Here is a 24,307-nt window from a genome sequence, read left to right as displayed (position 1 = left end):
TTCAAGCGCTTTCCGGTTTGGGCGCCTCGGCTTGCAGCAAGGGCAAACGTAGCGTCGCCTTCAAACCGTAGCCTCCCATATCATTGGGTTCGCCATCCGTCAGCACGATTGTGCCGCCATTGCGCTCGGCGTAAGCCAGCGCAATGGCCAGCCCCAGCCCCGAGCCTGAACCCCGCCCGCCCTTGCGTGCCGGCCCACCGCGGTCAAAACGTACAAATACACTTTCACGCAAGCTGGCTGCCAGGCCCATGCCATTGTCCGTCACGCTGATCCACGCCTGCTTGTCGTCGTGCCCGGCAGAGACGGTAATCGCACTGCCGCTACCGGCGTGATTGATGGCGTTGTGAATCAGGTTGGAAACGGATTCATGAATCTCGGCATCACTGGCGTAAACCCAAAGAGGTGCTTGCTCCCCATCCTCGCCCGGCCCGATCCAGCCCAGGTCCTGCCGATGCTCGCGCGCCAGGGGCAGGTATTGCAACACGACCTCACGCCCCAAGCTGGCCAGATCCACCTGGCCCTGGCTCATGGTGGTGGTATGGCTGGCGTGGGCCAAAGCCAATAACTGCTCGGTCAGGCGAGTCGCCTGTCCCAGTTGCTTGATGATTGCCCCCAGGGACTCTCGGACACGCTCGATATCCGGCTCGCGGCGAGCGTACTGAGCCTGGGTATGGATGATCGCCAAGGGAGTACGTAATTGATGCGAGGCGTCGGCCAGAAACTGGGCCTGCCTGTCCAGCACGGAACGGTACAACTCAATATGATGGTTGACCGAGCGCACCAAGGGGACGACCTCGCGTGGTACATCGCGCTCGTCCAAAGGCTGCAAGTCGTCCACACTGCGGTTGCGCACTTCCTGACGCAAAGCCTGCAGTGGCCGCAAGGCCCAGGCTACGGCAAACCACACCAGCAGCACAGCCAGCAGCAGCATGCGCAAATTGCGGAAAATGCCTTCGCGCCAGGCTTCTTGCTGGGTACGCAGGCGCAAATCCAGGCTTTCACCCACCATGACCAGAACCTGCCTGTGCTGACCTTTGTAGTGCAGGTCGCGCCACAAGGCCACCATACGAACAGTGTCATTGCGGAAATAGGAGTCGTAGAACACCGGCACGCCCTCATGGTCGGCCAGATTGGAGGGACGCGGCAGCCCTTCCATCCCCAACAAGGTGCGACCTTTTAACTGGTTGGCATCGGCACCACCCAGATTGCGAACCAGAGGGGTGATTTCTTCAACGCGGAAATACTTGCGATTGCCCGGTCTGGACTCCAGCATGACCTGGGCATAAAAAGGTGGATCAATGCGTAAACTGCCATCGGTATTGAACTCCACACTGGTCTCAAGCACCTTGGCCGGTTCCAGCAAGGCACTGTCATACACATTTTCCGTGACGGAGTTCATGGCCCGGTAATCTTCCCAGCTGTCGTATAACAGCAAGGCGACCACCCCCGGTATCAGCAGGACCAGCAGCCAAAAGCGCAAACTGCCTTGCCAGGCATTGGCGGGGGGTGGAGAAGGTGCTGTCATGAAACGCCGGATTCCGCCTCAAGCACTTCCAGCATGTAGCCCAGACCCCGCACCGTCACGATATGCACGTCGCTATTGGCCAATTTCTTGCGCAGGCGGTGCAAGACGACCTCAATGGCATCGGGGCTGGCATCGCTGTCGTGCTCGAACACGCGAGCAAAAAGCTGGGACTTTTCAACCGGCATGCCCGAGCGGCTGATCAGAACCAGCAAGGCCGCATGTTCACGCGGCGTCAAATGCACAATGACGTTATCCAGCAGAAAAGCCCGGCTTTCAGGGTTGTATTCTAGCGAGCCACAACTGACCACCGGGGTCACGCGGCCACGGCTGCGCCGCACCAGCGCGGCAAGACGTGCTTCCAGCTCCTCCAGAGCAAAGGGCTTGGTCAGGAAATCGTCGGCACCCAAATTCAGACCACGAACACGGTCCTGCAAGGCACCTTGAGCGGTCAGAATCAGCACGGGAGTGTGATCGCCGCGTTCGCGCATCTCGCGCAACAGCACCAGCCCGTGCTTGTCGGGCAGGCGCAAATCCATCACGACCGCATCATACTCATGGGCCGCCAACAACACTTCTGCCGTACGAGCATCGTGAGCGGGATCGGGCAAAAAACCACTTTGCGCCAAGGCCCGCTCCAGCCATGCGGCCATTTCCCGCTCGTCTTCAACCAATAATATGCGCATGATCCCTGCTGTCTACGGTATCGGCATCAACTGCGCTTTGGAGGCGCTGACGTAAATAACGATTTTCCTGGCGCCGCCGGAACAAAATATCCGACAGCTCGTTCAGCGCTTGCTGATAGACTTCCCGCTTGAACTCAATTACTGAATCAAGTGGCACCCAATAATGACTCCAACGCCATGCATCAAACTCCGGCGTCGTGGAAGAACGCAGGCAGACATCGCTGTCCCGCCCGACCAGCCGCAACAGGAACCAGATTTGTTTCTGGCCCTTGTAATGGCCACGCGCCTCCCGACGTACAAAATGATTGGGCACGTTGTAGCGAAGCCAATCTCGCGTCCGGCCTAATATACGGATATGCTCAGGCAGCAAGCCCACTTCTTCGTGCAGTTCGCGGTACATCGCCTGTACGGGTGTTTCACCGTATTTGATACCGCCTTGCGGGAACTGCCAGGCATGTTCCCGAATACGCTTGCCCCAAAAAACCTCGTTCTTGCGATTAACGAGGATAATTCCGACATTAGGACGGTAGCCTTCTCGATCTAACATAGGCCGCCTCTAACGAATTCAATACAATTAGATCTGATTATACGTACCTGACGAGTTCCCTACCATGCATGCTAGCCAGTATCACATTAATACCCTGAAAGAAGCGCCTACCGAGGCCGAAGTTGCCAGCCACCAGCTCATGACGCGCGCCGGCATGATACGCAAAGCCGCCGGCGGCATTTATACCTATATGCCAATGGGCCTGCGCGTGCTGCGCAAGATTGAAAACATCATCCGTCAGGAAATGGACCGCTCCGGCGCCATCGAATTGCTGATGCCGGTGGTCCAGCCAGCCGAACTCTGGGTAGAGTCGGGCCGTTGGGAAAAATATGGCGACGAACTGCTGCGAATCAAGGACCGCCACCAGCGCGACTTCGTGCTGCAGCCTACGTCCGAAGAAGTGATCACGGACATCGCCCGCAACGAAATCCACAGCTGGCGCCAGTTGCCCATCAACTTCTATCACATTCAAACCAAATTCCGTGACGAGCGTCGCCCCCGTTTCGGCTTGATGCGTGGCCGTGAATTCACCATGAAGGATGCCTATTCCTTTGACCGCAACGCCGAAGACGCCCAGGCCAGCTACGACAATATGTATGACGCCTACATGCGTATCTTTGGACGTCTGGGCCTGAACTTCCGTGCCGTGGCCGCCGATACCGGCTCCATTGGCGGGTCGCGCAGTCATGAATTCCAGGTGATTGCCGATACGGGCGAAGACTTGCTGGTTTACAACCCCGACACTGACTACGCTGCCAATATCGAACTGGCGCCCGCCCCTTGCCTGCTGGCCGAGCGCGCCGCTCCTGGCGAAGCCCTGGTCAAGACGGCCACGCCGGAAGCCCCGAAATGCGAGCTGGTAGCCCAGCAACTGGGCCTGGACCTGACCGCCACCGTTAAATCCGTGGTGCTGGCTACTGACCTGGAAGAGGACGGCCAAACCAAGACGACGGTTTACCTGCTGCTGGTTCGTGGCGACCATGAAGTCAACGACATCAAGGTTTCCAAGCTGCCCGGCTTTGAAAAAGGCCACCGTCTGGCAACGGAAGAAGAAATTGTGGCCGTCTTTGGCTGCAAGCCCGGTTATCTGGGCCCGATCGGCACCCGCCAGCCAGTCCAAGTGATTGCTGACCTGACCGTAGCCAACATGAGCGACTTTGTCTGTGGCGCCAACGAAGAAGGCTTCCACTACACCGGCGTGAACTGGGGCCGCGACCTGCCCGAGCCCGTCAAGGCCGACCTGCGTAACGTGGTTCACGGCGACCCGGCTCCCGAAGGCGGCAAGCTGGCCATCCAGCGCGGCATTGAAGTGGGCCACGTATTCTTCCTGGGCGATGTCTACTCCAAGAAGCTGAACGCCACCTTTTTGGAAACTGATGGTAAACCTGCTGTCATGCAAATGGGGTGTTATGGCATTGGCGTCAGCCGTATTGCGGCCGCGGCCATCGAGCAGAACCATGACGAACGCGGCATGATCTGGCCTCGCGCTCTGGCTCCTTTTGAAGTGGTGATCTGCCCGATCGGCTTTACCAAGAGTGATGCTGTGCGTCAGACTGCGACTGATCTGTACACCCAGCTCAAGGAGCAAGGTGTGGATGTCATTCTGGACGACCGCGATGCCCGTCCTGGCATCATGTTTGCCGACTGGGAGCTGATTGGGGTGCCACTGCGCATTACTATCGGCGAGCGCGGCCTGAAAGAAGGCATGGTTGAAATGCAGGCACGCCGTGACGCCAGCAGCACCAACATCCCGGTCGAGCAGATTGCTCAGGTCAGCGTGGAGCGTCTGGCCACGCTGTAAGGTCTCCAAGCGGGGCTGGCCTTGGGCCGCCCCCGCCCGCCAACATAAACTCTTTTACGAACGACATGCTTAATGACAAGTGGGACACCCAGGCCAGGCTTGATATTCGCGTATATTACGAGGACACCGACGCCGGAGGGATCGTATATTACGCCAACTACCTGAAGTTCTTTGAACGTGCGCGCACGGAATGGCTCAGGAATTTGGGTGTTAATCAATCCGATGTGGCCGAGCAGAATCAACGCCTGTTCGTAGTCAAGAAGGTTGAAATACAATATCTCAAACCTGCCCGGCTCGATGATTTGATCTCGGTGCGCAGCCGCATTACCCAGCTGGGTTCGGCTACCATCCATTTCGAACAAGGTGCCCTGCGAGGTGGGGAACTGTTATGCCAAAGCACCATCCAAATTGTTTGCGTTGACGCCAACACGCTTCGTCCAAGCAAGCTGGACTCTGATTTACGTACCCTCTTGGAAAAGGTTCAGGACTGACCATGCAAGCTACTAGCGACCTGTCGCTGATTTCGCTACTTCTCGATGCCAGTATTCCCGTTCAGCTTGTCATGCTGATCCTGCTGGGAATCTCGATTCTCTCGTGGGCCTATATTTTCAGTAAACGGGCTGCACTTAAACGCACGCTGGAACAGACCCGCCGTTTTGAGGACGACTTCTGGGCAGGTGGCGATCTGGCTGTGCTTCAGCAATCCATTTCCTCGCGTCGCGCCGAACACGGTGCACTGGCCCGTATTTTTGAAGCCGGCATGACCGAGTTCATCAAGGCCCGTCGCAGCCAAAGCTCGGGCCCTGCCCTGCTGGACGGCCCACGTCGTGCCATGCGCGCCAGCTACCAGCGCGAAATGGATACGCTGGAAACACACCTGAACTTCCTGGCCTCTGCCGGTTCGGTCAGCCCATACATCGGGCTGCTGGGTACCGTCTGGGGGATCATGCACGCCTTTATCGGTTTGTCCGGCATGCAGCAGGCCACCCTGGCCTCGGTGGCTCCCGGTATCGCCGAAGCCCTGATCGCCACAGCTATCGGTCTGTTTGCCGCTATCCCTGCCGTGGTTGCCTACAACCGCTTTACCAACGAGCTCGATCGTATCTCGATCCGCTTTGACAGCTTTATCGACGAATTTCTGAACATCTTGCAGCGGCAGGTGAACTGATGCCATCGATGCGTGGAAGCACCGGCCGTCACGGCCGGCGCATGAAAAATGAAATCAACGTCGTCCCTTATATCGACGTGATGCTGGTGCTGCTGGTGATCTTCATGGTCACTGCTCCCATGATTACCCCCGGTCTGGTGGAATTGCCTTCGGTAGGCCAAGCCTCCGAAGTGCCTGCCAAGCCGGTGGAAATCCAGGTTGATAAGGACGGCAAACTGGCCATTCGCTTGCGCGATGCGGGCTCCGAGTTCATGAACATCGAAAAGTCCACACTGCTCAATGAAGTGCGCTCGCGTATGGAGGCCGACAGCCCGGTTGTCATTGCCGCCGACGGCAAGGTTCCCTACGAGACCGTCATGGGCTTGATGGATGAACTGCGCTCCAATGGCATCAACCGCCTGGGTCTGATCGTCGATCGCAACAGCGATCCTGACGCTCGCAAATAACCTCTGGCCGGATAGCGTGCTCGCCGTCCGGCGCGAAAAACCTGAACTGAATGAAGCACAGAACACGCAATACCCGCAATCAGGCGCTGCGCTCGCCTGAGCAAAAGGAAGATCGGCGCGGCTTGCTCATCGCCCTGGGTCTGCACGGGCTGTTGCTGCTCGCCATTTTGGCGGGAGCCCTTTTTTCTGCGCCCAAGACCCCCAATGCGGTGCAGGTCGAATTGTGGATGGACGGTGTCGCACCCGATGCGGCCGTCAATGCTGATCCCGAAGCCCCCGAGGCCGAACCCGAGCCGCAGCCTGAGCCTGAACCGGCTCCAGAGCCAGAACCCAAGCCCGAGCCCAAACCTGAACCGGCTCCGGCTCCCAAGCCGCCTCCAGAGCCTGAAAAGGTCACCCCTCCTGCTGAACCTGAGGTTGATCCCGAAATCGCCCTGGAGCAGGCTCGCAAGGAACGCGAGAAAAAAGAGCGTGAAGAAAAGCTGGAACAGGAGCGTCAGGAGAAACAGCGTCAGGACAAGCTAGCTGCTGAACGTCGCGAACGCGAACAAAAGGAAAAGCAGGAACAGGAACGCAAGGAAAAAGCTGAAGCTGAAGCCAAAGCCAAGGCAGACGCAGAGCGCAAGGCTAAAGCAGAAGCCGACGCGAAAGCCAAGGCCGATGCCGAACGCAAGGCCAAAGCCGATGCAGAAGCCAAAGCCAAGGCGGATGCCGAAGCTAAAGCCAAAGCAGACGCGGAACGTAAAGCCCGTGCCGAGGCCGCCGCCAAAGCCCGTGCCGATGCCGAGCGCAAGGCCAAGGAAGAAGCATTCCGCCGTGCCATGCGTGAAGGTGCCCCCGGACGTGCCGGTGGTACAGCAGACCGCAACCAGGCCGGAGGCGGCGGTGGTGACGGTGGCTACGCCGCCAAGGTGCGCGCTTGCGTGCAGCCTGGCGTGGTCTACAGCACCCCTGCCCGCTCTGAAGTACGTGGCAACCCTGCACTGCAGTACCGCGTGGACCTGAATGCCGATGGCACGCCTAACCGCGTTCAAATCAAACGATCGTCCGGCATCGCGCAGTTCGATGATGCCGTATCCAAGGGTCTTGCCCGTTGCAGCCCTTTCCCCAAACCGCCTAGCGGGCAGTATCCATCGTATATTGATGGCGAATACCGCATGTTCGATTAATCAGGAGATTGCATAATGACCGCCGCTACCCCAGCCCTGGCGACCTTAGGTCGTCATTGGCGCGCCACGGCCACTGGAGCGTTTGCCCTGGCCGCTGGCATGTTCGCCAGCCAACCGGCCCAGGCCCAACTGCGGGTCGATATATCGGGTGTGGGTGCTACCCAGTACCCCATCGCGATCGCCGATTTTGCTGACAACCCAGCCAGCCAATCGCTAGCTGAAGTTATCCGTGCCGACCTGACCCGTTCGGGTCAATTCCAATTGATCAATGCCACTGGTGCTGGTCTGAATGCAGAAAGCACGATTGCCTACGACGAATGGCGCAATCGCGGTGCCGATTACCTGGCCTATGGTTCGGTTGCCCAGACCGGCGGCCAATATTCCATCAGCTATCGCCTGGTGGATTCGGTCCGTCAAACACAACTGGATGGGGTGGCTTTTGCGGGCAGTGAAAAAGAACTGCGCCGTATTTCCCACCAGATTGCAGACCGGATTTATGAAAAAATTACCGGCGTGCGCGGTGTTTTTTCGACTCGACTGGCCTACGTGTTGCAAACAGGCAACAACTACGAGTTACAAATTGCTGACGCGGACGGGCAAAATCCGCAAGTAATGTTGCGTTCTCGACACTCAATCATCTCCCCAGCCTGGTCTCCTGACGGTAAAAAGCTGGCTTATGTGAGCTTCGAAAACGACAAACCTGTTGTATATGTGCAAACTTTGGCCACCGGTCACCGCGAACCGTTAGCTAATTTCAAGGGTAATAACAGTAGTCCCGCATGGGCTCCCAACGGCAATCAGGTCGCTGTTGTGCTCTCCAGAGACGGTATTTCGCAGATTTACACGCTAAATACGGACGGCTCCGGATTGCGCCGCGTGATGCGTTCTCCCTTGATCGATACTGAACCGAGTTTTATGCCCGATGGCAACTCCCTTGTATTTGTGAGCGATCGTGGTGGTGCTCCCAACATTTACAAAGTAAGCCTGGGTGGTGACGATGCACAGCGCATTACCTTCAACGGGAGTTACAATATTTCACCGGAGGTCTCTGCAGACGGTACTAGGCTTGTATACGTCACACGCAGAAACGGTGCTTTCCGAATTGCCACTCAAGATATGGCATCAGGAGCTGAGCAACTGCTGACGACAGGTCCCGACGATCAGTCTCCGAGTTTCGCCCCTAATGGGATGCAGATCTTATATAGTTCTGTTCAGGGGGGCCGCAGTGTCCTAGCTGTGACATCCGTGGACGGTCGCGTTCGTCAGACCCTCTCGTCTTTGAATGGCAAAGTACGCGAACCCACCTGGGGACCATTTACCAACTGACATCCTGTGTGACTCTTTTTCAAAAGGAATTCAAATGAGCTCGCGCATTCTTAAAAGTCTTACCCTCGCCGTTATGGCTGCCGCCCTTGCTGCTTGCAGCTCGGTTCCTCTGGATCAATCTGGCTCCGGTTCAACCGGCGGTACAGGATCGGACTCTGCCAGCGCAGGCCAGATCATGGACCCCTTCAACCCTCAAAGCCCACTGGCACAACAACGCTCGGTGTTCTTTGACTACGACAGCTACGTGGTTAACGACCAGTACCGTGGCCTGGTAGAAATGCACGCTTCGTACCTGAGCAGCCATCCTCAGCAAACCGTACGTATCGAAGGTAATACCGACGAGCGCGGTGGTGCCGAGTACAACTTGGCTCTGGGTCAGCGTCGTTCCGACGCCGTGGCACGCATGCTGGGTCTGCTGGGCGTAAGCAACAGCCAGATCGAAGCTGTGAGCTTTGGTAAAGAGCGTCCAAAAGCATTGGGTAACACCGAAGCTGATTACGCTGAAAACCGTCGCGCAGACATCGTTTACCAACGATAATTCCTGCATCGACCAAGTGGTTCCGACGCCGTGGCGGTTGTTAACGCCGCGGCGTTTTTTATCGGCGCTGTGCCCGATCCACTGAAAATTCGTTATGCTGGACAGCGGGCTCGCCAGGCCGGCACAAAGCCCCCAGATCACAGCCCCCAACAGAGGGGAAACCGGCAGGTGAGGAGCCTGCGCATTGCGGATGCACATTTTTTAACGGACTTCACTATGCACGCTTATAAAAAGCCTTTTCGTCTCGCGACCGTTGCCCTGTTCGCTACGGCCGCCCTGTTCGCCAGCCTGCCGGCCAAGGCCTTTGCCGATGACGAGGCCCGACGCGCCATTTTGGAGCTGCGGCAGCAAATTCGTCAGATGAACGAGCAAAACACCCAGGCTCGCCTGCAATTGGCTGATCAAATTGATACCCTGCGCTCCGAAGTGGTGTCGCTGCGCGGCCAGGTAGAAAAACTGAGCTGGCAAGCCAGCGGCCAAGGCCAGGCCAATAGCCCGGCTCCCGGCCAGCAAAGCCCTCATGCCGCCGACCCACAAGAACAAGCCGTCTTTGATAGTGCCATGGACGCTTACCGCGCTGGCCAATACAAGCCCGCCGCCGATGCCTTTGCCGGCTTTCTGGCCGCCTACCCCTCCAGCGTTCTGGCTGACGAAGTGCGCTTTTACGAAGGCAGCAGCCTGTACGCTGTCAAAAGCTTCAAGACCTCCATTCAGAAACTCCAGGCTTTTGTGAAGGCCTCCCCACAAAGCCCACGCGCGGCTGATGCCCTGATGGTGACAGCCTCCAGCCAGATCGAACTGAACGATCTGAGCGGTGCCAAAACCACCTTGCAGCGTATCGTCAAGGACTACCCACAATCCGAGGCAGCCGAGACCGCGCGCAGCCGCTTGAAATTGCTGGAATAATCACCCAGCGCGCAGTGCCACAAGGACCGGGTTCAGACCCGGTCTGTTTTTTTCAGGTGGCCCATCCTTGCCTGACCTCTACTGCTTGCCATGACAAACCCTTTTGCCGATTTCTCCACGCTTGAACTGACCGCGCAAGGCTATCGCCACACCTTTGTGGATCAGGGACAAGGCGCACCCGTTTTGCTGATCCACGGTTCCCTGTGCGACTGGCGCTACTGGCGCTGGCAGATCCCCGCCTTTGCTACCCAGTATCGGGTTCTGGCTCCCAGCCTGCGCTCCTACTGGCCCGGAGCACCCAGCCCCGGCCACTTCAGTACGGCGCAACACGCCCAGGACCTGCAGGCCCTGCTGGATCAGCATATTCCTGATGAGAAAGTGCATATCGTGGGGCACTCTCGCGGTGGTCATGTAGCCCTGCTGCTGGCTCAAAGAATGCCCGAGCAGGTGGCCAGCCTGACCCTGGCGGATCCCGGCTTTCCGACTCCCGGTGCCTACTCCTATGCTCCCTTGTTCCAGCAAGTGGCCGAACGCCTGGAACAGGGCGACCGCGATGGTGCCATGGCTTTGTTTGTGGATACGGTCAATGGCTCAGGGACGTGGAAGCAAATGACACGCTGGTTCCGCGAGATGATTCAGGACAACGCCCACACCATGTTGGATCAGCAGCAAGAGCCCAATCAAGGTCCGGACCTGGAGTGGCTCAAGCAGATGAAGGCGCCCTTAAGTTTCATCACAGGCGAAAACAGCCCCACACGCTATCACCACTGCATGGACATCATTCGTCAGTACCGACGCGAAGACCAGATGCATCGCATCCCGCTGGCTGCCCACGGTATGAATCTGGCCAATCCCAAGGCGTTCAACCAGGCGGTGCTGGACGCGCTGCAAGCCTGAAGCCCAATGCAAAACTGGCCGCATGCAGCGGCCAGCTCCCGGTCTCTATCCAAACGCTAATTACGTTTAATAAGCCTGTGTCTTGGCAGGTCGCAACTCGCACTCGGCCTGGACCTGAGTATCGTCCGACAGATGAATGCTCAAGATGATGCGCTCCCCCAGGGCCAAGTCTTCTTTGGCCTGACCCAGCATCACGTGGAAAGCCCCCGGCTTCAGGCTCAATACTCCCCCTGCCGGGATCTCCACCTCGGAGACATGCGACATGCGCGCCATCCCCTCGCTCTCGCTAGTTTGATGCAACATCACATGCCCAAAGGACAATGAGCTGGCTCCTGTCACGGCTACGGACTGCTCACCCTTGTTCTCCAGTTCCAGATAGGCGGCGGAAGGTGTGGGCTCGGGCATCATGCGCACCCAGCATTGGCTGGCATGGACCTGCGTGCTCAAGGCGCGTACCGGTTCGGGCGTGCCATGACCATGGCCTCCATGCCCCTGTGCCATCACGGTGCCAGTTGATGCCAGCAAACTCAAGGCAAACACAATTGCGCTGCGTTTCATGATGCTCCTCGCTTCTTGTTGATCGATTGGAATGGGTCCAGCCCTGAACAGCCGGGCGCCGAACTACCCCGATACGCGGGACGATCTGATACAGTACCAGCCAGTATGCCCTTCTTACAACGGCCTTCTTTTCAGTGACGACGTCATGACCAGCACACACTCTGCACCCGAGCCTAAAATCGATATTGTTCAGTTTCGTGATCTTCTAGAGCGTCTGCATCCCTTTGCCGCCGTTTTGGGTATTGATGTTGTCCACATAGGCCACGACAATGCCTGTTTGCGCTTGCCCGAGCGCAATGCCCACCAGCGCATGGGCGGCATGGTGGCAGGCCCCATGCTGATGGGGCTGGCTGATCTGGCCTTGTATGCCGCTGTAGTCGGAGCCACGGGCAACCCCGATGCTGTCACCTCCAGCCTGACCATCAATTTCCTGCGCAAGGCCCCTCCCGGCGATATTCTGGCTCATGCCCGGATTCACAAGACCGGCCGTACCTGCGCGGGCGATGTACTGCTGGAACCGGCCAACGGTGGTCCGGCAGTCGCACAAGTTATCAGCACCTGGTCCCTGCCTCGCGCCAAATAAACCATGTTTGCAAAGTCTCAAACTACCAGCCCGAGCCAGCTCTGGTTGGCGGAGCTGCAATCCTCCCTGCGATTGGGCGGCCCCCTGATTCTGACCAACCTGGCTCAAGTCAGCCTGTTGGCAACCAACCTGATTTACATGGGCCGACTGGGCACTGATGAGCTGGCTGCCGGTTCACTGTCCGCCAGTCTGTATCAGGCCTTCATGATTTTCAGCATGGGGCTGGTGTCCGCTGTCGTTCCCATGTTGGCCACAACGCTGGGCCGACGACTGCGCAATGTACGCGAATCCCAGCAAATCATCCGTCACGGCTTTCTGACAGCTTTACTGATTACCCTGCCTGCCTGGATTGTGTTGTGGAATGCCGAGCATATCTTGCTGATGATGGGCCAGGACCCCGTTGTCGCGGCGCGCTCGGTGACCTATATGCACACCCTGCAATGGGCTTTGCTGCCCTATCTGGGTTACATCGTGCTGCGCTCCTTCTTGGCCGCCATGGAAAAGCCGGGATGGACTTTGGCGGTGGCCATCACCGCGATCGGTATCAATGCCGTGCTGGGCTGGCTCCTGGTCTTTGGCAATCTGGGCATGCCCGCTATGGGACTGGCAGGCGCAGGTCTGGCCACCACCTTGTCCAGCATCTTCATGTTCGCAGGTTTGAGCTGGGTGGTACTGCGCGATCCGCGCTTCCGACGCTACTACCTGTTCAACGATGCCTGGCAGTGGAGTGTGAAGCGTCTGTGGAAAATGTGGGCGCTGGGCATCCCCATTGCGATTACCTTCACCCTGGAAACCTTGGTGTTTTACGCCGCCGTCATGATGATGGGCGTACTGGGGCAATCTGATCTGGCCGCACACGCGATTGCCATGCAGATCTGCTCGGTGTCCTACATGATTCCTTTGGGCTTCAGTCAGGTTGCCACCATCCGTGTGGGGCTGGCTGCAGGCCGGGTCGATCCTTTGGGTGCCCGCCGCGCCGGCTGGATTTCCTACATTCTGGGGGTAGGCTTCATGGGGCTGGCGGCTCTGGTATTCTGGTTCGCCCCCTTGACCCTGATTGGCCTGTTTCTGGATCTGGATGTCGCCGAAAACCAGGCCGTTATTCAGTTGGCCATTACCTTCCTGGCGCTGGCGGCGCTGTTTCAGATCAGTGATGGTGCTCAGGCCGTGGCTGCAGGGATGCTACGCGGCCTGCATGACACGCGCATACCCATGCTGCTGGCCTTGCTAGGGTATTGGGTGCTGGGCGTTCCTACGGGCTCTTTGTTGGCCTTCCAGTTCAATATGGGCGGGATGGGAATCTGGATCGGGCTGGTGACAGGTTTGTCCGTAGTTGCCGTGCTGATGACGCTGCGCTGGATGCGGGCATCGACACGCTTGGGCCGCAAGCGGCCTGCACAGGCAGCATAGTTCTGAGGTCGGTTCCATAGATCAATTTTGCATGGCGACTCTGTATTGCAGCTCTGTGCGTCAGCTTTGTCTTCCTGAACGGATGATAAACCAGCCCCGGAACAAACACCGAACAAACTCGGGCTTGATCCCAGCAGCAGCCTGAAAAGCCACACGGGCCACTTATAACAAAGCCCCGTGTCGGAGAGTCCGACACGGGGCTTTGTTTATCTACAGACTGCGGGGCAGCTTACTGCTTGGGCAGTTTGCTGGCCACGCCTTCCACGTAGTAATCCATGCGGTTCAAGGCATCGTCATCCAGGAAACCGGACTCCAGACGCACCTTGCCATCGTTGTCCTTGATAGGAGCGGCAAAGGGTTGCAGTGTGCCAGCCACGATCTCGGCCTGTTTGGCCAGAACGAACTCTTTCACGTCAGCCGGCACTTCAGGACCGAAGCCTTCCAAAGCAGCCATACCGGACTTCAGGCCGCCCCAGGTGCTGTCGTTCTGCCATTTGCCATCCAGAACTTCAGTGGCTTTGCGAGTGAAGTAATCACCCCAGTGGTGGGTCACGGCAGCCAGTTGAGCTTTAGGACCGAACTTGCTCATGTCGGAGTGGTAGGCAATCGCGTACTTGCCAGCTTCTTCAGCCGCTTGCACGGTGGCGGTGGAGTCGGTGTGGTGAGTCACCACGTCCGCGCCCTGTCCCAGCAGCGTGACCGCTGCGTCACGCTCTTTACCTGGGTCGTACCAGCTATTGGCCCAAACCACGCGCACTTGGGCTTCGGGGTTCACGCTCTTCAAACCGATGGCAAAGGCGTTGATGCCTTGCAGCACTTCAGGAATGGGGTGAGCACCCACGTAACCGACCACATTGGACTTGGTCATCTTGCCGGCCAATACGCCAGCCAGGTAACGGGACTCGTAGAAACGGGCGTTGGTGGTGGCCACGTTAGGAGCCGTCTTGTAGCCGGTGGAGTGCACGAACTTCACGTCAGGAAACTGCTTGGCCACTTTCTGCGTCTGGTTCATGTAGCCAAACGAAGTGGTGAAGATCAGCTTGTTGCCTTGCTGGGCCAGATCGCGAATGACGCGCTCTGCGTCTGCACCTTCAGGCACGTTTTCTACGTACTGAGTGACCACGCGGCCTTTCAGGGCCTCTTCCATTTCACGACGGCCAATGTCTTGCTGCCAGGTCCAACCGGCTTCACCGATAGGGCTGACATACACAAAACCGATTTTCAGGGGTTCTTGATCGTTTGCCTGAGCGGACACAGGCAAGGCGGCCAGGGGGGAAGCGATGGCAGCGGCCAAAAGAGCCTTGCGCATAAAGTTTCCAGTCATGTCAGTCCTCTAGTTGTTGGGATTGAAGTTTTTGCCAAGCGATGCAGGCATATTCAACCTGATCCAGTTAGCGTTTCGGGAAATTAAAACCAGCACAATAATCGTGGCCAGATACGGCATCATGGCCAGCAATTGCGAGGCTACCGGAACACCCAGAGCCTGCGCATGATAGGTCAGGATCGTGACCCCACCAAACAAGTAAGCGCCCAGCATGACGCGCCAGGGACGCCAGGTTGCAAACGTTGTCAGCGCCAACGCAATCCAGCCGCGCCCGGCCACCATATTCTCGACCCACATGGGCGTGTAAACCAGACAGATGAAGGCACCGGCCAGACCGCAGCAGGCACCACCAAACATCAAGGCACCCAGGCGAATGTAGCGCACGTTGTAGCCCAGCGAGTGCGCCGAGGCAGGCGATTCACCCACCGCGCGCAGCACCAGACCGGAGCGGGTACGAGTCAGGAACCAGGCCACGGCAATACACAGCACCCAGGACACATAGACCATGTAATGCTGCTGGAAAAAAGCAGGCCCGATCAGGGGAATATCTTTCAGCACGGGAATGGACAGCTTGGTCACGACCAGGGAGTTGCCGGTAAAGGGCAAGCCAATATAGGCCGAGGCCCCTACCCCGAATAAGGACAGGGCCAAACCACAAGCCACCTGATTCGCGCCCAGCCAGACGGTCAGCCAGGCAAAGGCGGCTGCCATGACCATGCCAACCACCGCGCCCAGCACAAAGCCCAAAGCAGGGCTGCCGGTTTGCACGGCCACCGCAAAGCCCACAATGGCCGCCATCAGCATCATGCCTTCCGAGCCCAGATTGATGACGCCCGACTTTTCATTAATCAGCAAACCCAAGGCTGCCAGGAGCAAAGGGGTGCCTGCGTTGATGGTTGCGGCGAGCAAAGGTGCAATCGCGTCCATTACTTTCTCCAGACCAAACGCTTGGTGATGAGCACGTCACAAGCCAACAAGGAAAACAAGAGGATGCCCTGGAAAATGCCGGTAATCGCATTGGGCAAGCCCAAACGACTTTGGGCCAATTCCCCACCGATATAGAGCAAGGACATCACAAAAGAGGAAAAAATCAGTCCCAGCGGGTGCAGTCGCCCCACAAAGGCCACAATAATGGCCGCAAAACCATAGCCGGGAGAAATCGAAGGAGTCAGTTGCCCAACCGGGCCCATGACTTCCGCTGCACCAGCCAGACCGGCCAATGCCCCCGAAATCAGCAAGGAACTCCACAAGGCTTTACGGGAGGAAAAACCGGCGTAACGAGCAGCCAATGGGGCCATACCCCCCACGCGCAAGCGAAAACCGGCCATGCTGCGTGTCAGGAAAAGCCAGGCCGCCACCGACGCAATCACTGCCAGCACAATACCGCTATGCAAGCGCGTGCCGGGCAAGACCGCGGGCAACAAAAAGCCGTCCGAGAACAGGCTGGACTGCGGAAAACCAAAGCCATCGGGATCGCGCAAGGCACCGTGTACCAGATAGCTGAGCAAGTGCTGGGCCACATAGACCAGCATCAAAGACACCAGAATCTCGTTGGCATTGAAGCGATCTTTCAGGAAAGCCACGATAGCAGCCCAGGCCATGCCGCCCAGCATGCCGCAGGCCAAAGCCACGGTAATCAGGAAAAAACCACCGTTATCGCCATCGTCCACTTGCAGAATAAAGGCCCCGGCTGCCAAGGCGCCCATCACCAACTGCCCTTCCGCCCCGATGTTGAAAATATTGGCTCTGAAACAGATGGCCAGACCGACCGAGATCAGCAGCAAAGGCACCAGTTTGACGCCCACCTCGGCCCAACCATTCAGGTCACGCAAAGGCTCCAGAAAAAATACGTTCAAACCCGCCAGAGGATTCTTGCCCAGCGACCAGAACAAGGTTCCGGCGACCACCATGGTCAGCAAGACAGCCAGCAAAGGGGAGCACCAGGCCATCAAGGTAGAGGGCGTGGCACGAGTCTCAAGCCTGAGCATGTTCACCCTCCTCCCACAAACCGCTCATCCATTGCCCAATCTGATCAACACTGGCTTGCGCCACGGGAATAGAGGGAGACATACGACCTTTGGAGATAACAATCAGGCGATCGGCAATCGCAAACAATTCATCCAGCTCTTCAGAAATGACCAGCAAGGCACAGCCCGCATCGCGCAGGGCCAGCAGCTCGGCGTGGATCTGGGCGGCAGCCCCTACGTCCACCCCCCAGGTGGGCTGGGCAATCACCAGAATACGAGGCTGACGGGTGACCTCGCGGCCAATAATGTACTTTTGCAGATTCCCGCCTGACAGGCTGTTGGCTGCGGCCTGCTCGTTGGAAGTCTTGACGCGGAAACGCTTGATAATCCCGCCTGCCAGACGGCGAATGCTGGGAAAACGCAGAAAACCGCGCTTCACCGTTTCCGGGTTCTGATGAGACAGCAGCAGGTTCTGAGCCAGAGACAATTCCGGCACAGCACCGCGTCCCAAGCGTTCTTCAGGTACGAAGCCCATGCCCTGATCTCGTCGCCAAGCCGCATCGCGTTGGGCAATGGCCTGACCATCCAGCAAAATCATGTCTGCCCGTGCGCGGGTATCTTCACCTGACAAGGCCGCCAGTAACTCCTGCTGACCATTACCGGAAATACCGGCTACTCCCAGAATTTCGCCCTGGTGCAGATCAAAACTGACATCCTGCAATTCACAGGCAAAAGGATGGGATTTGCTTAACTGCAGATTACGCACCTGCAAGAGCGTCCCGCCTTGTTGCATGCTGCGCTCACCCAGAGACTGAGGCTCGGCACCAATCATCAGGCGCGACAGGCTGGCCGTGGTTTCTTCACGAGGGTCGCAATAGCCGGTGACCTTGCCCATACGCATGACCGTACAGGCATTGCACAGCTCGCGGATTTCATCGAGCTTGTGGCTGATATAGACAATGCTGCAACCCTCAGCAGCCAGTTGACGCAAAGTGCCAAACAAGCGGCGTACTGCCTGTGGGGTCAATACCGAGGTTGGCTCATCCAGAATCAGCAGCTTGGGCTTGCCCAGCAAGGCACGCACAATTTCAACCCGCTGGCATTCGCCTACGGACAAGGTATGAATGTGACGTTGCGGGTCCAGATCCAGACCATATTGACTGGCCGTTTCACTAATTCGACCAGCCAGCTCCTGCATATTGGTCGAAGCAGGCAGACCCAATGCAATGTTTTCCGTGACAGTCAGGGTGTCAAACAAAGAAAAATGCTGGAACACCATACCGATGCCCAACTGTCGGGCCGCCGCCGGACTGCTGATCTGGACGGGCTGGCCGTCCCACAGAATCTGGCCCTGATCGGGTTTGACCACACCGTAGATGATCTTCATCAAGGTGGATTTACCCGCGCCATTCTCCCCCAGCACGGCATGAATCTGCCCCGGCAGAATAGAGAGGGAAATATTGTCGTTGGCTACCACCGCCGGATAGGCCTTGGTGATATTGCGAAGTTCCAGGCGTGGCACAGCCTTGGGGTCTACGGATACCGTTTGCTCACCGGACTCAGAAGAATGGCCCACGGGAGACGATAGGGTCATGGCTGTATCAGCAAAAAAGTATAAAACGCCCGAGCAAGCGCATCATGGCCTGCTCAGACGTGCAAAAAGGAAGGAAAACCTAGGGCTTAACGCTTGCCCAGGGCTTGCTCGATTTTCTTGTCAGTTTTGTATTGGCTAAGAGAATATACCGCCCAAATAGCGGCCGGTATCCATCCAATGACGGTCAACTGCAAAATCAGGCAAATAATACCCGCTACAGGCCGACCGATCGTGAAAAAGACCAACCAGGGCAGGAGCAGTGCGATCAATAAGCGCATGAGAACACTCAATTTAGTGAGGAATGGGCGCTATTTTACCCTTTATTGACCGACTGAATCATTTGTGCGCAAACCAGCAAGACCTGCGGCCCGACTCAGGCAAGCTGAGCCGGGCCGCAGCCTGAAACCAGGATTTACAGCAGTTCTTTACGCAGTTGCGCAGGCGATTTAGGCGACAACAGGCCAGGAGCCACGTCCAACACGGACTGGGCACCGATTTGACCTTGCTGGTTCATGCGGTAAGCCGCACGCGCATAGGCAACCAGCACACTGGAGGTAAATTCCGGGTTGCTGCCCAGGTTCAAGGCGTATTCAACCACTTGTTGCGAACCCGCGCCGGACTGACCGCTACGAATCACAAAACCACCGTGTGGCATGGCCGCGTGATCGCGTGCCAGGGTTTCAGCGTCAATGAAGTTGACTTCCGTGTCGTAGTCCGCGAAGTAATCGGGCATGGTCACAATGGCTTCACGTACGGCGTCGGCGCTGGCGCCCTCTTCCAGGACCACAAAGCACTGACGCTTGTGTTTTTCACGTGTGCTCAGCTCGGGCTGCTCCCCGTTGCGCACACGCTGTACCGCTGCTTCGATAGGCAAGGTGTATTGCACACCACCGGCTACACCGGCCACACGGCGGATGGCATCGGAGTGACCTTGACTCAAGCCCTTGCCCCAGAAGGTGTACGTCTGGCCAACAGGCAAGACACACTCGCCATACAAGCGATTCAGCGAGAACAGGCCTGGATCCCAACCCACCGCGATCAAGGCGGTCGTGCCTGCGCCTTTGGCGGCGGCATCCACGGCTTCGTAGTACTCAGGGATACGGGCGTGGGTATCAAAGCTGTCTACAGTTGTGAACCAGCGGGCCAAGGCCGGGCCTTGTTCGGGCAGGTCATTTTTAGAGCCACCACAGAGAATCAGCACGTCAATATCATTGCGATACTGTTCGATCTGGTCCAGGGCGCGCACGGGCACGCCTGCACTTTGCAGACGCAGGGAAGCAGGGTCACGACGAGTAAAAACGCTGACCAGCTCCATGTCCGGGTTTTGTGCCAGGGCCAGCTCTACGCCTCGCCCTAAATTGCCGTAACCTGCAATACCGACACGGATTTTGCTACTCATGGTGTTTTCCTTAAAACTGATAAATAAGTGCTGTCAGAACTGCTGCGCTCTGAAGCAACTGGCTTAGTCGCTGATCATACGGGCGGCAAAGCCCATGAACAGCAGCCCCACCGAGCCATTGCCCATCCGGGACAGACGCTGATGGCGTCGGAAAATTCCTGCCAGGCGATCTCCGCCAAAAATCAGCAAAGACAAATAACAAATGCTGATCAGCTCCACCACCAGGCCCAGCAACATAAAGGCCAGGCCCGTGTGACCTTTGGACGGGTCCACAAATTGCACGAAGAAGGACAGGAAGAACAAGATGGCCTTGGGGTTCAACAAACTCAGGAGCAAGGCCTTGCGAAAGCGGGTTTCGTGACGCAAACGCGTGTCCACAGACTGAACCGGGCCACCTTGCCTGAAGGCCGACTGTAACAGCCGCACACCCAGATACAGCAAATAGGCAGCCCCCAGCCAGCGTATGCCCATATACAACATGGGCAGCGTCTTGAGCAGCGAGGCAGCGCCCAGGGCCGTCAGCGTCATCAAAATGCCGTCGCCCACGACCACGCCCAAGGCTGCTTTATAGCCTTCGCGCACGCCATGTCCGGCGCCACTGGCCAGGACGTATAAAGAATTGGGTCCGGGCAAAAGCACGATAAACACCGTACCCACCACAAAGGCCCAGAAATTGACAATACCGATTTGTTCGAACACGCCGGCCTCGCTAAACGCAGCAGAATCCGCAATTTTAGCGCTAAAAAAATGCCCCTGGCACGGGTGGAATGCCAGGGGCGATCAGGTCAATTTGTAAGGTCTACGCTGCCGGACTGACTCGGCTACGCATTACCAGACCTGATGGACTACGCAGTCGCAAGTTCCTGGGTCTGGAACTGCTCCTGTTTCATGGTGCCTTCTTGCTGGAAACGAACGTGCCAGGACAAGGCCTCTTCCAGGATGTGGGGCGTGTGGCCACCACGTTGGTTGGCGCGCTCAAGATAGTCCAGCAAAGCAGGACGGTAGTCGGGGTGGGCACATTTTTCGATGATGACGCGGGCACGTTCACGAGGAGCCAAACCGCGCAAATCAGCCAGGCCCCATTCGGAAACCAGCACGGCCACATCGTGCTCGCAATGGTCGACGTGCGATGCCATAGGCACCACGCTGGAGATGGCGCCATCCTTGGCGACGGACTTGCTGACAAAAATGGACAGGTGCGCATTACGGGCGAAGTCGCCGGAACCGCCAATGCCATTCATCATATGGGTGCCACAGACGTGCGTGGAGTTCACGTTGCCGTAGATATCAAATTCCAGGGCGGTGTTGATCGCAATAATGCCCAAGCGACGCACCAATTCTGGGTGATTACTGATTTCCTGTGGACGCAGCACCAGCTTGTCGCGGTAGTTTTCCAGGCCTTCCAGGAACTGCGCCATCTTGGGAGCAGACAGAGTCAAGGACGAAGCCGAGGCAAAGCTCAGCTGGCCGGAGTCCAGCATGGCAATCGCGCTGTCCTGCAAGACTTCCGAGTACATCTTCAGGTCGGTGAAGGGAGAATCCAGCAGGCCGTAAGTCACGGCATTGGCAATCGTGCCGATGCCCACCTGCAAGGGCAGCAAGGAGTGGCTCATACGGCCAGCGTCTACTTCGCCTTTCAGGAATTCAATAATGTGACCGGCAATTGCCTGGGTTTCTTCATCAGGTGGCAGCACGCTGGAGGGGCTGTCCAAAGCGTCGGTCACCACAATACCCACGATGCGGGAAGGATCCACCTGAATGGCGGTGGTGCCAATACGCTGGTCCACATCCGTCAGTTCAATAGGCTGACGGTTGGGGCGAGCCTCGGGCACATAGATATCGTGCAAGCCTTCCATTTCCACTGGCATGCTCAGGTTCAGCTCAACAATGATTTGTTTGGCTTGCTGGGCAAAGCTGGCCGAGTTGCCCACCGACGTCGTCGGCACAATTGCACCGGTTTCTGTAATGGCAACCGCTTCAATGACAGCGATGTCGATGGCAGGCAGGTTGCCCGAACGCATGTGCTCCACCGTCAGGGACAAGTGCTGATCGGTAAACAGGACCTTGCCTTCATTGATATGACGGCGTAGCACCGAGTCCACTTGAAACGGCGAGCGGCGAGCCAGAACACCGGCCTCGGCCATCATGCCGTCGCTATCATTACCCAGCGAAGCGCCGGTAACCACATTCAGTTTTAATTGCTCGGTCTGGGCGCGCTCGGCCAAGGCACGAGGCATGACCTTACAGTCCCCAGCGCGGGTGAAACCGCTCATGCCGACATTCATCCCGTCTTTGAAGAAGGCGACTGCCTCCTGAGCGGTCATGACTTTGCCTTCCAATTCGGGGGAACGAATGCGATCCTTGAACATCGTGTGCTCCTGTCTCTGTGTCATTGATCTACCTGTTGTTGCTTTCGGAAGGAGCCAGGGCCGAAAGCGCCAGGCGAAATCTTCACGCAACAGAACGACATCGCGCTTTAAAAATAGGGGCTGTACAAGCCGGAGATAAAAAGCCGAAATCGCCCTGACAACAGGTGTTTATGTTTTTTGAACAAAGCCAGCATAGCATCGCCATAATGAATAAAACAACTACCAAGAAGTCGTAAAAGTCATAAACAAAAGGCCTGCCAATCATGGACATCCGATCCTTGCGATACTTCATTGAAACCGTTAAACATCAAAGCTTTACGCAAGCTGCGCAGAGCCTGAACGTGACGCAATCGACCATCAGCAAGATGGTGAAGCAGCTGGAAGATGAGCTGGGCGAGCCCCTGCTGATTCGTGATCACCGTCAATTACAGCTGACTGATTGTGGCAAGGTGGTGCTGGAGCGGGGGCAGGAAGTTCTGCAGAGCATGCAGGGCTTGCTGCGAGAGGTTCACGAAGTTCAGGCCTTGCAACGCGGCCGCCTGGATCTGGGTATTCCGCCCATGATTAATGTGCTGTTTACGGAAGTGCTCAAGACCTTCAAAAACCGGCATCCGCAGATCGAGTTGATTCTGCATGAAGAAACCGGCATGGGGATTGAGCGCATGGTTGCGGCGGGCACGGTTGAAATGGGGCTGAGTATTCTGCCTTTGGGGCCGGAGCTGAATGTATCGGCTACCCCCGTGGCCAAGCATGCGGTTTGGGCGATTGGCCATAAAGATACGCTGGCCGGTGCACAAAAGAAGATCAAGCTACGGGAGTTGGAGAAACATCCTTTGATATTCCTGGGCGAAGACTATGCCCTGACCCGTATGTTGCGACGTGCTTTCGCCCACGCGGGCTTGCGGGCGAATATTGCTGCCCAGAGCAATCAATGGGATTGGGTGGCTTCCATGGCACAGGCGGGAATGGGAGTCGCTTTGTTGCCCCAGCCGTTTCTTTCTCGGCTGGAACCGGGGGATTGGATTGCCAAAGAAGTGGTGGAACCGGCATTGAACTGGGAAGTGGCGCTACTGTGGAATGGGCGGTATCTGTCGCAGGCGGCCAGAGCATGGCTGCAGGTCTGTGCGGATGTATTGGGCGGGAACTGGCCTGAGCTTGAAGGGGATTTATAGCAGGACTATTTATTAGCCCTTGAATACTCATCGTGTACTCGACACTAGGCCAAGGCCGGCCCAATCGCATTGAATTGCTATGTACATGCAGGAGCATGTCTTTCTTATGTGACGTCGCTTCGGTTTGGAAGAGCCTGGATTAATGCATAGGCAATCTCTGTAAAGCACCACTGCTGCGGCCTGCGGGGGCGCCGGGCTTGACCACTTGCCGACGCTGCGCGTCGGTACCCTTGTCAGAAAGACAGGACGGGCGCATTCTGAACTCGCGCGATAGCTCGTCCCCCGGACGAGCTATAAGCGTCGCGCTCAAACAGCAGAATGCTTGCATCCCGTCCTGTCTTTCTGCCCGCGGCAAGTAGTCTGAATCGCCCCGCGCCCCCGCAGGCCGCAGCAGTGGTTTATAGCGTCAGCAAGCATCAAGCCAACTTCTAAGCCTGAGACGGTGTATGCAGTGAGGAAGTATTTACATGTAGAGCTGAATCACAAATCAGCATCAGCACATTCAAATTAGAGCAAGATGATCATGATTTGCCACTGCATCAAAAAACATGTGGGCGGGTAGGTGCTTAGTTGCCAGACAAGCAGATCGACTGACAAGTAAACACGAAGAAATAAATGGACAGACAGCCAAATAGACAAGCAGACAGGTAGGTAGGTAGGTAGGTAGACCAACAGAAAACAAGAAACCCCGCCAATTTAGCGTCCATCAACAGCTAGTTGGCAGGCTCATGACCATCTGCTCAGAACACATCACAAACCGCCAGTTGTCTCCACATGGAACGTAGGAAATCAAACACCTCTTTTGTTCCACATTCCTGCCAATTTCTCGTACATGGAACGACTGAAAAATCGCGCCATCTCATGCACTGAGCCGCTCAAGCCGTCTGCCCCTGCCTCGGGGCGATTCAGACTGCTTGCCGCGGGC

General features: G+C 57.2%; 24 protein-coding genes. 12 read left to right on the top strand and 12 right to left on the bottom strand.

Annotation, left to right across the window (positions count from 1 at the left end; translation table 11 throughout):
* Position 1: 1 nt before the first annotated feature.
* The 3 genes from ACLPGZ_RS16535 to ACLPGZ_RS16525 are packed head-to-tail and all read right to left on the bottom strand — an operon-like array spanning position 2 to position 2,755.
* Positions 2–1,525 (bottom strand): sensor histidine kinase, encoded by a 1,524-nt coding sequence (locus ACLPGZ_RS16535; protein ID WP_042489322.1) that lies wholly within the window; start codon positions 1,523–1,525, stop codon positions 2–4.
* Positions 1,522–2,208, bottom strand: a complete 687-nt coding sequence (locus ACLPGZ_RS16530) for a response regulator (protein WP_042489319.1) — start codon at positions 2,206–2,208, stop codon at positions 1,522–1,524. Before ACLPGZ_RS16530 ends, ACLPGZ_RS16535 begins: the two co-directional genes overlap by 4 nt.
* On the bottom strand, positions 2,189–2,755 hold the full coding sequence (locus tag ACLPGZ_RS16525) for an RNA pyrophosphohydrolase (RefSeq protein WP_239054591.1): 567 nt from the start codon (positions 2,753–2,755) through the stop codon (positions 2,189–2,191). The genes ACLPGZ_RS16530 and ACLPGZ_RS16525 overlap by 20 nt, the downstream gene beginning before the upstream one ends.
* Before the next feature lie 64 nt (positions 2,756–2,819).
* Between ACLPGZ_RS16525 and ACLPGZ_RS16520 the strand changes: the two genes are divergently transcribed.
* From ACLPGZ_RS16520 to ACLPGZ_RS16480, 9 genes are all read left to right on the top strand, one after another.
* A complete protein-coding gene (locus tag ACLPGZ_RS16520) occupies positions 2,820–4,556 on the top strand; it encodes a proline--tRNA ligase (protein ID WP_239054592.1) in 1,737 nt (578 codons plus the stop codon).
* Positions 4,557–4,621: 65 nt separating this feature from the next.
* Positions 4,622–5,047 carry a tol-pal system-associated acyl-CoA thioesterase gene (gene ybgC / locus ACLPGZ_RS16515; RefSeq protein ID WP_003805592.1) on the top strand — a complete coding sequence of 142 codons (426 nt, stop codon included), beginning with the start codon at positions 4,622–4,624 and terminating at the stop codon, positions 5,045–5,047.
* A 2-nt stretch (positions 5,048–5,049) separates the two neighbouring features.
* Complete coding sequence (gene tolQ, locus ACLPGZ_RS16510) at positions 5,050–5,724, top strand: protein TolQ (RefSeq protein WP_009454887.1); 675 nt, start codon at positions 5,050–5,052, stop codon at positions 5,722–5,724.
* Positions 5,724–6,170: a protein TolR gene (tolR, locus tag ACLPGZ_RS16505; RefSeq protein ID WP_035273311.1), complete on the top strand. Its 447-nt coding sequence runs from the start codon at positions 5,724–5,726 to the stop codon at positions 6,168–6,170. The genes tolQ and tolR overlap by 1 nt, the downstream gene beginning before the upstream one ends.
* Positions 6,171–6,220: 50 nt before the next feature.
* Positions 6,221–7,339, top strand: a complete 1,119-nt coding sequence (gene tolA / locus ACLPGZ_RS16500; protein ID WP_115634346.1) for a cell envelope integrity protein TolA — start codon at positions 6,221–6,223, stop codon at positions 7,337–7,339.
* Positions 7,340–7,354: 15 nt separating this feature from the next.
* Complete coding sequence (tolB, locus tag ACLPGZ_RS16495) at positions 7,355–8,665, top strand: Tol-Pal system beta propeller repeat protein TolB (protein WP_009454880.1); 1,311 nt, start codon at positions 7,355–7,357, stop codon at positions 8,663–8,665.
* A 34-nt stretch (positions 8,666–8,699) separates the two neighbouring features.
* On the top strand, positions 8,700–9,203 hold the full coding sequence (pal, locus tag ACLPGZ_RS16490; RefSeq protein ID WP_009454878.1) for a peptidoglycan-associated lipoprotein Pal: 504 nt from the start codon (positions 8,700–8,702) through the stop codon (positions 9,201–9,203).
* Between the two features lie 216 nt (positions 9,204–9,419).
* A complete protein-coding gene (gene ybgF / locus ACLPGZ_RS16485; protein WP_022983212.1) occupies positions 9,420–10,109 on the top strand; it encodes a tol-pal system protein YbgF in 690 nt (229 codons plus the stop codon).
* A gap of 90 nt (positions 10,110–10,199) precedes the next feature.
* On the top strand, positions 10,200–11,006 hold the full coding sequence (locus ACLPGZ_RS16480; RefSeq protein ID WP_009454876.1) for an alpha/beta fold hydrolase: 807 nt from the start codon (positions 10,200–10,202) through the stop codon (positions 11,004–11,006).
* 66 nt (positions 11,007–11,072) lie between these two features.
* Here the strand turns inward: ACLPGZ_RS16480 and ACLPGZ_RS16475 are convergent, their stop codons facing one another.
* The gene (locus tag ACLPGZ_RS16475; protein ID WP_009454874.1) at positions 11,073–11,564 is read right to left on the bottom strand and encodes a copper chaperone PCu(A)C; all 492 of its coding nucleotides are present in this window, start codon (positions 11,562–11,564) and stop codon (positions 11,073–11,075) included.
* A gap of 145 nt (positions 11,565–11,709) precedes the next feature.
* Here ACLPGZ_RS16475 and ACLPGZ_RS16470 point away from each other — a divergent pair, with 145 nt between their 5' ends.
* Entirely contained in the window at positions 11,710–12,147 is a 438-nt protein-coding gene (locus ACLPGZ_RS16470; protein WP_035273402.1) for a PaaI family thioesterase, read from the top strand.
* Positions 12,148–12,150: 3 nt separating this feature from the next.
* Positions 12,151–13,557 (top strand): MATE family efflux transporter, encoded by a 1,407-nt coding sequence (locus tag ACLPGZ_RS16465; protein ID WP_239054593.1) that lies wholly within the window; start codon positions 12,151–12,153, stop codon positions 13,555–13,557.
* Between the two features lie 229 nt (positions 13,558–13,786).
* On the opposite strand, the gene ACLPGZ_RS16460 is transcribed toward ACLPGZ_RS16465, so the two are convergent.
* The 8 genes from ACLPGZ_RS16460 to ACLPGZ_RS16425 all read right to left on the bottom strand — a co-directional run bounded on the left by ACLPGZ_RS16460 (position 13,787) and on the right by ACLPGZ_RS16425 (position 22,210).
* Positions 13,787–14,866: a BMP family ABC transporter substrate-binding protein gene (locus tag ACLPGZ_RS16460; protein ID WP_009454862.1), complete on the bottom strand. Its 1,080-nt coding sequence runs from the start codon at positions 14,864–14,866 to the stop codon at positions 13,787–13,789.
* A gap of 24 nt (positions 14,867–14,890) precedes the next feature.
* Positions 14,891–15,808 (bottom strand): ABC transporter permease, encoded by a 918-nt coding sequence (locus ACLPGZ_RS16455; protein WP_009454860.1) that lies wholly within the window; start codon positions 15,806–15,808, stop codon positions 14,891–14,893.
* Positions 15,808–16,869: an ABC transporter permease gene (locus ACLPGZ_RS16450; protein ID WP_026485492.1), complete on the bottom strand. Its 1,062-nt coding sequence runs from the start codon at positions 16,867–16,869 to the stop codon at positions 15,808–15,810. Before ACLPGZ_RS16450 ends, ACLPGZ_RS16455 begins: the two co-directional genes overlap by 1 nt.
* On the bottom strand, positions 16,856–18,442 hold the full coding sequence (locus ACLPGZ_RS16445; protein WP_080748106.1) for an ABC transporter ATP-binding protein: 1,587 nt from the start codon (positions 18,440–18,442) through the stop codon (positions 16,856–16,858). The genes ACLPGZ_RS16450 and ACLPGZ_RS16445 overlap by 14 nt, the downstream gene beginning before the upstream one ends.
* A gap of 86 nt (positions 18,443–18,528) precedes the next feature.
* Positions 18,529–18,720: a YqaE/Pmp3 family membrane protein gene (locus ACLPGZ_RS16440; protein ID WP_009454854.1), complete on the bottom strand. Its 192-nt coding sequence runs from the start codon at positions 18,718–18,720 to the stop codon at positions 18,529–18,531.
* 134 nt (positions 18,721–18,854) lie between these two features.
* On the bottom strand, positions 18,855–19,841 hold the full coding sequence (locus tag ACLPGZ_RS16435) for a diaminopimelate dehydrogenase (protein WP_009454851.1): 987 nt from the start codon (positions 19,839–19,841) through the stop codon (positions 18,855–18,857).
* A gap of 63 nt (positions 19,842–19,904) precedes the next feature.
* The gene (gene leuE / locus ACLPGZ_RS16430) at positions 19,905–20,540 is read right to left on the bottom strand and encodes a leucine efflux protein LeuE (protein WP_026485490.1); all 636 of its coding nucleotides are present in this window, start codon (positions 20,538–20,540) and stop codon (positions 19,905–19,907) included.
* A 146-nt stretch (positions 20,541–20,686) separates the two neighbouring features.
* Positions 20,687–22,210: an acetyl-CoA hydrolase/transferase family protein gene (locus ACLPGZ_RS16425; RefSeq protein ID WP_026485489.1), complete on the bottom strand. Its 1,524-nt coding sequence runs from the start codon at positions 22,208–22,210 to the stop codon at positions 20,687–20,689.
* Between the two features lie 263 nt (positions 22,211–22,473).
* Here ACLPGZ_RS16425 and ACLPGZ_RS16420 point away from each other — a divergent pair, with 263 nt between their 5' ends.
* The gene (locus tag ACLPGZ_RS16420) at positions 22,474–23,382 is read left to right on the top strand and encodes a LysR family transcriptional regulator (RefSeq protein ID WP_088452294.1); all 909 of its coding nucleotides are present in this window, start codon (positions 22,474–22,476) and stop codon (positions 23,380–23,382) included.
* Positions 23,383–24,307 lie beyond the last annotated feature (925 nt).

Origin of the sequence: Alcaligenes sp. Me129 (assembly GCF_050487245.1) — a bacterium.
GTDB lineage: Bacteria > Pseudomonadota > Gammaproteobacteria > Burkholderiales > Burkholderiaceae_B > Alcaligenes > Alcaligenes phenolicus.
This window is presented reverse-complemented; position numbering and strand designations above follow the sequence as displayed.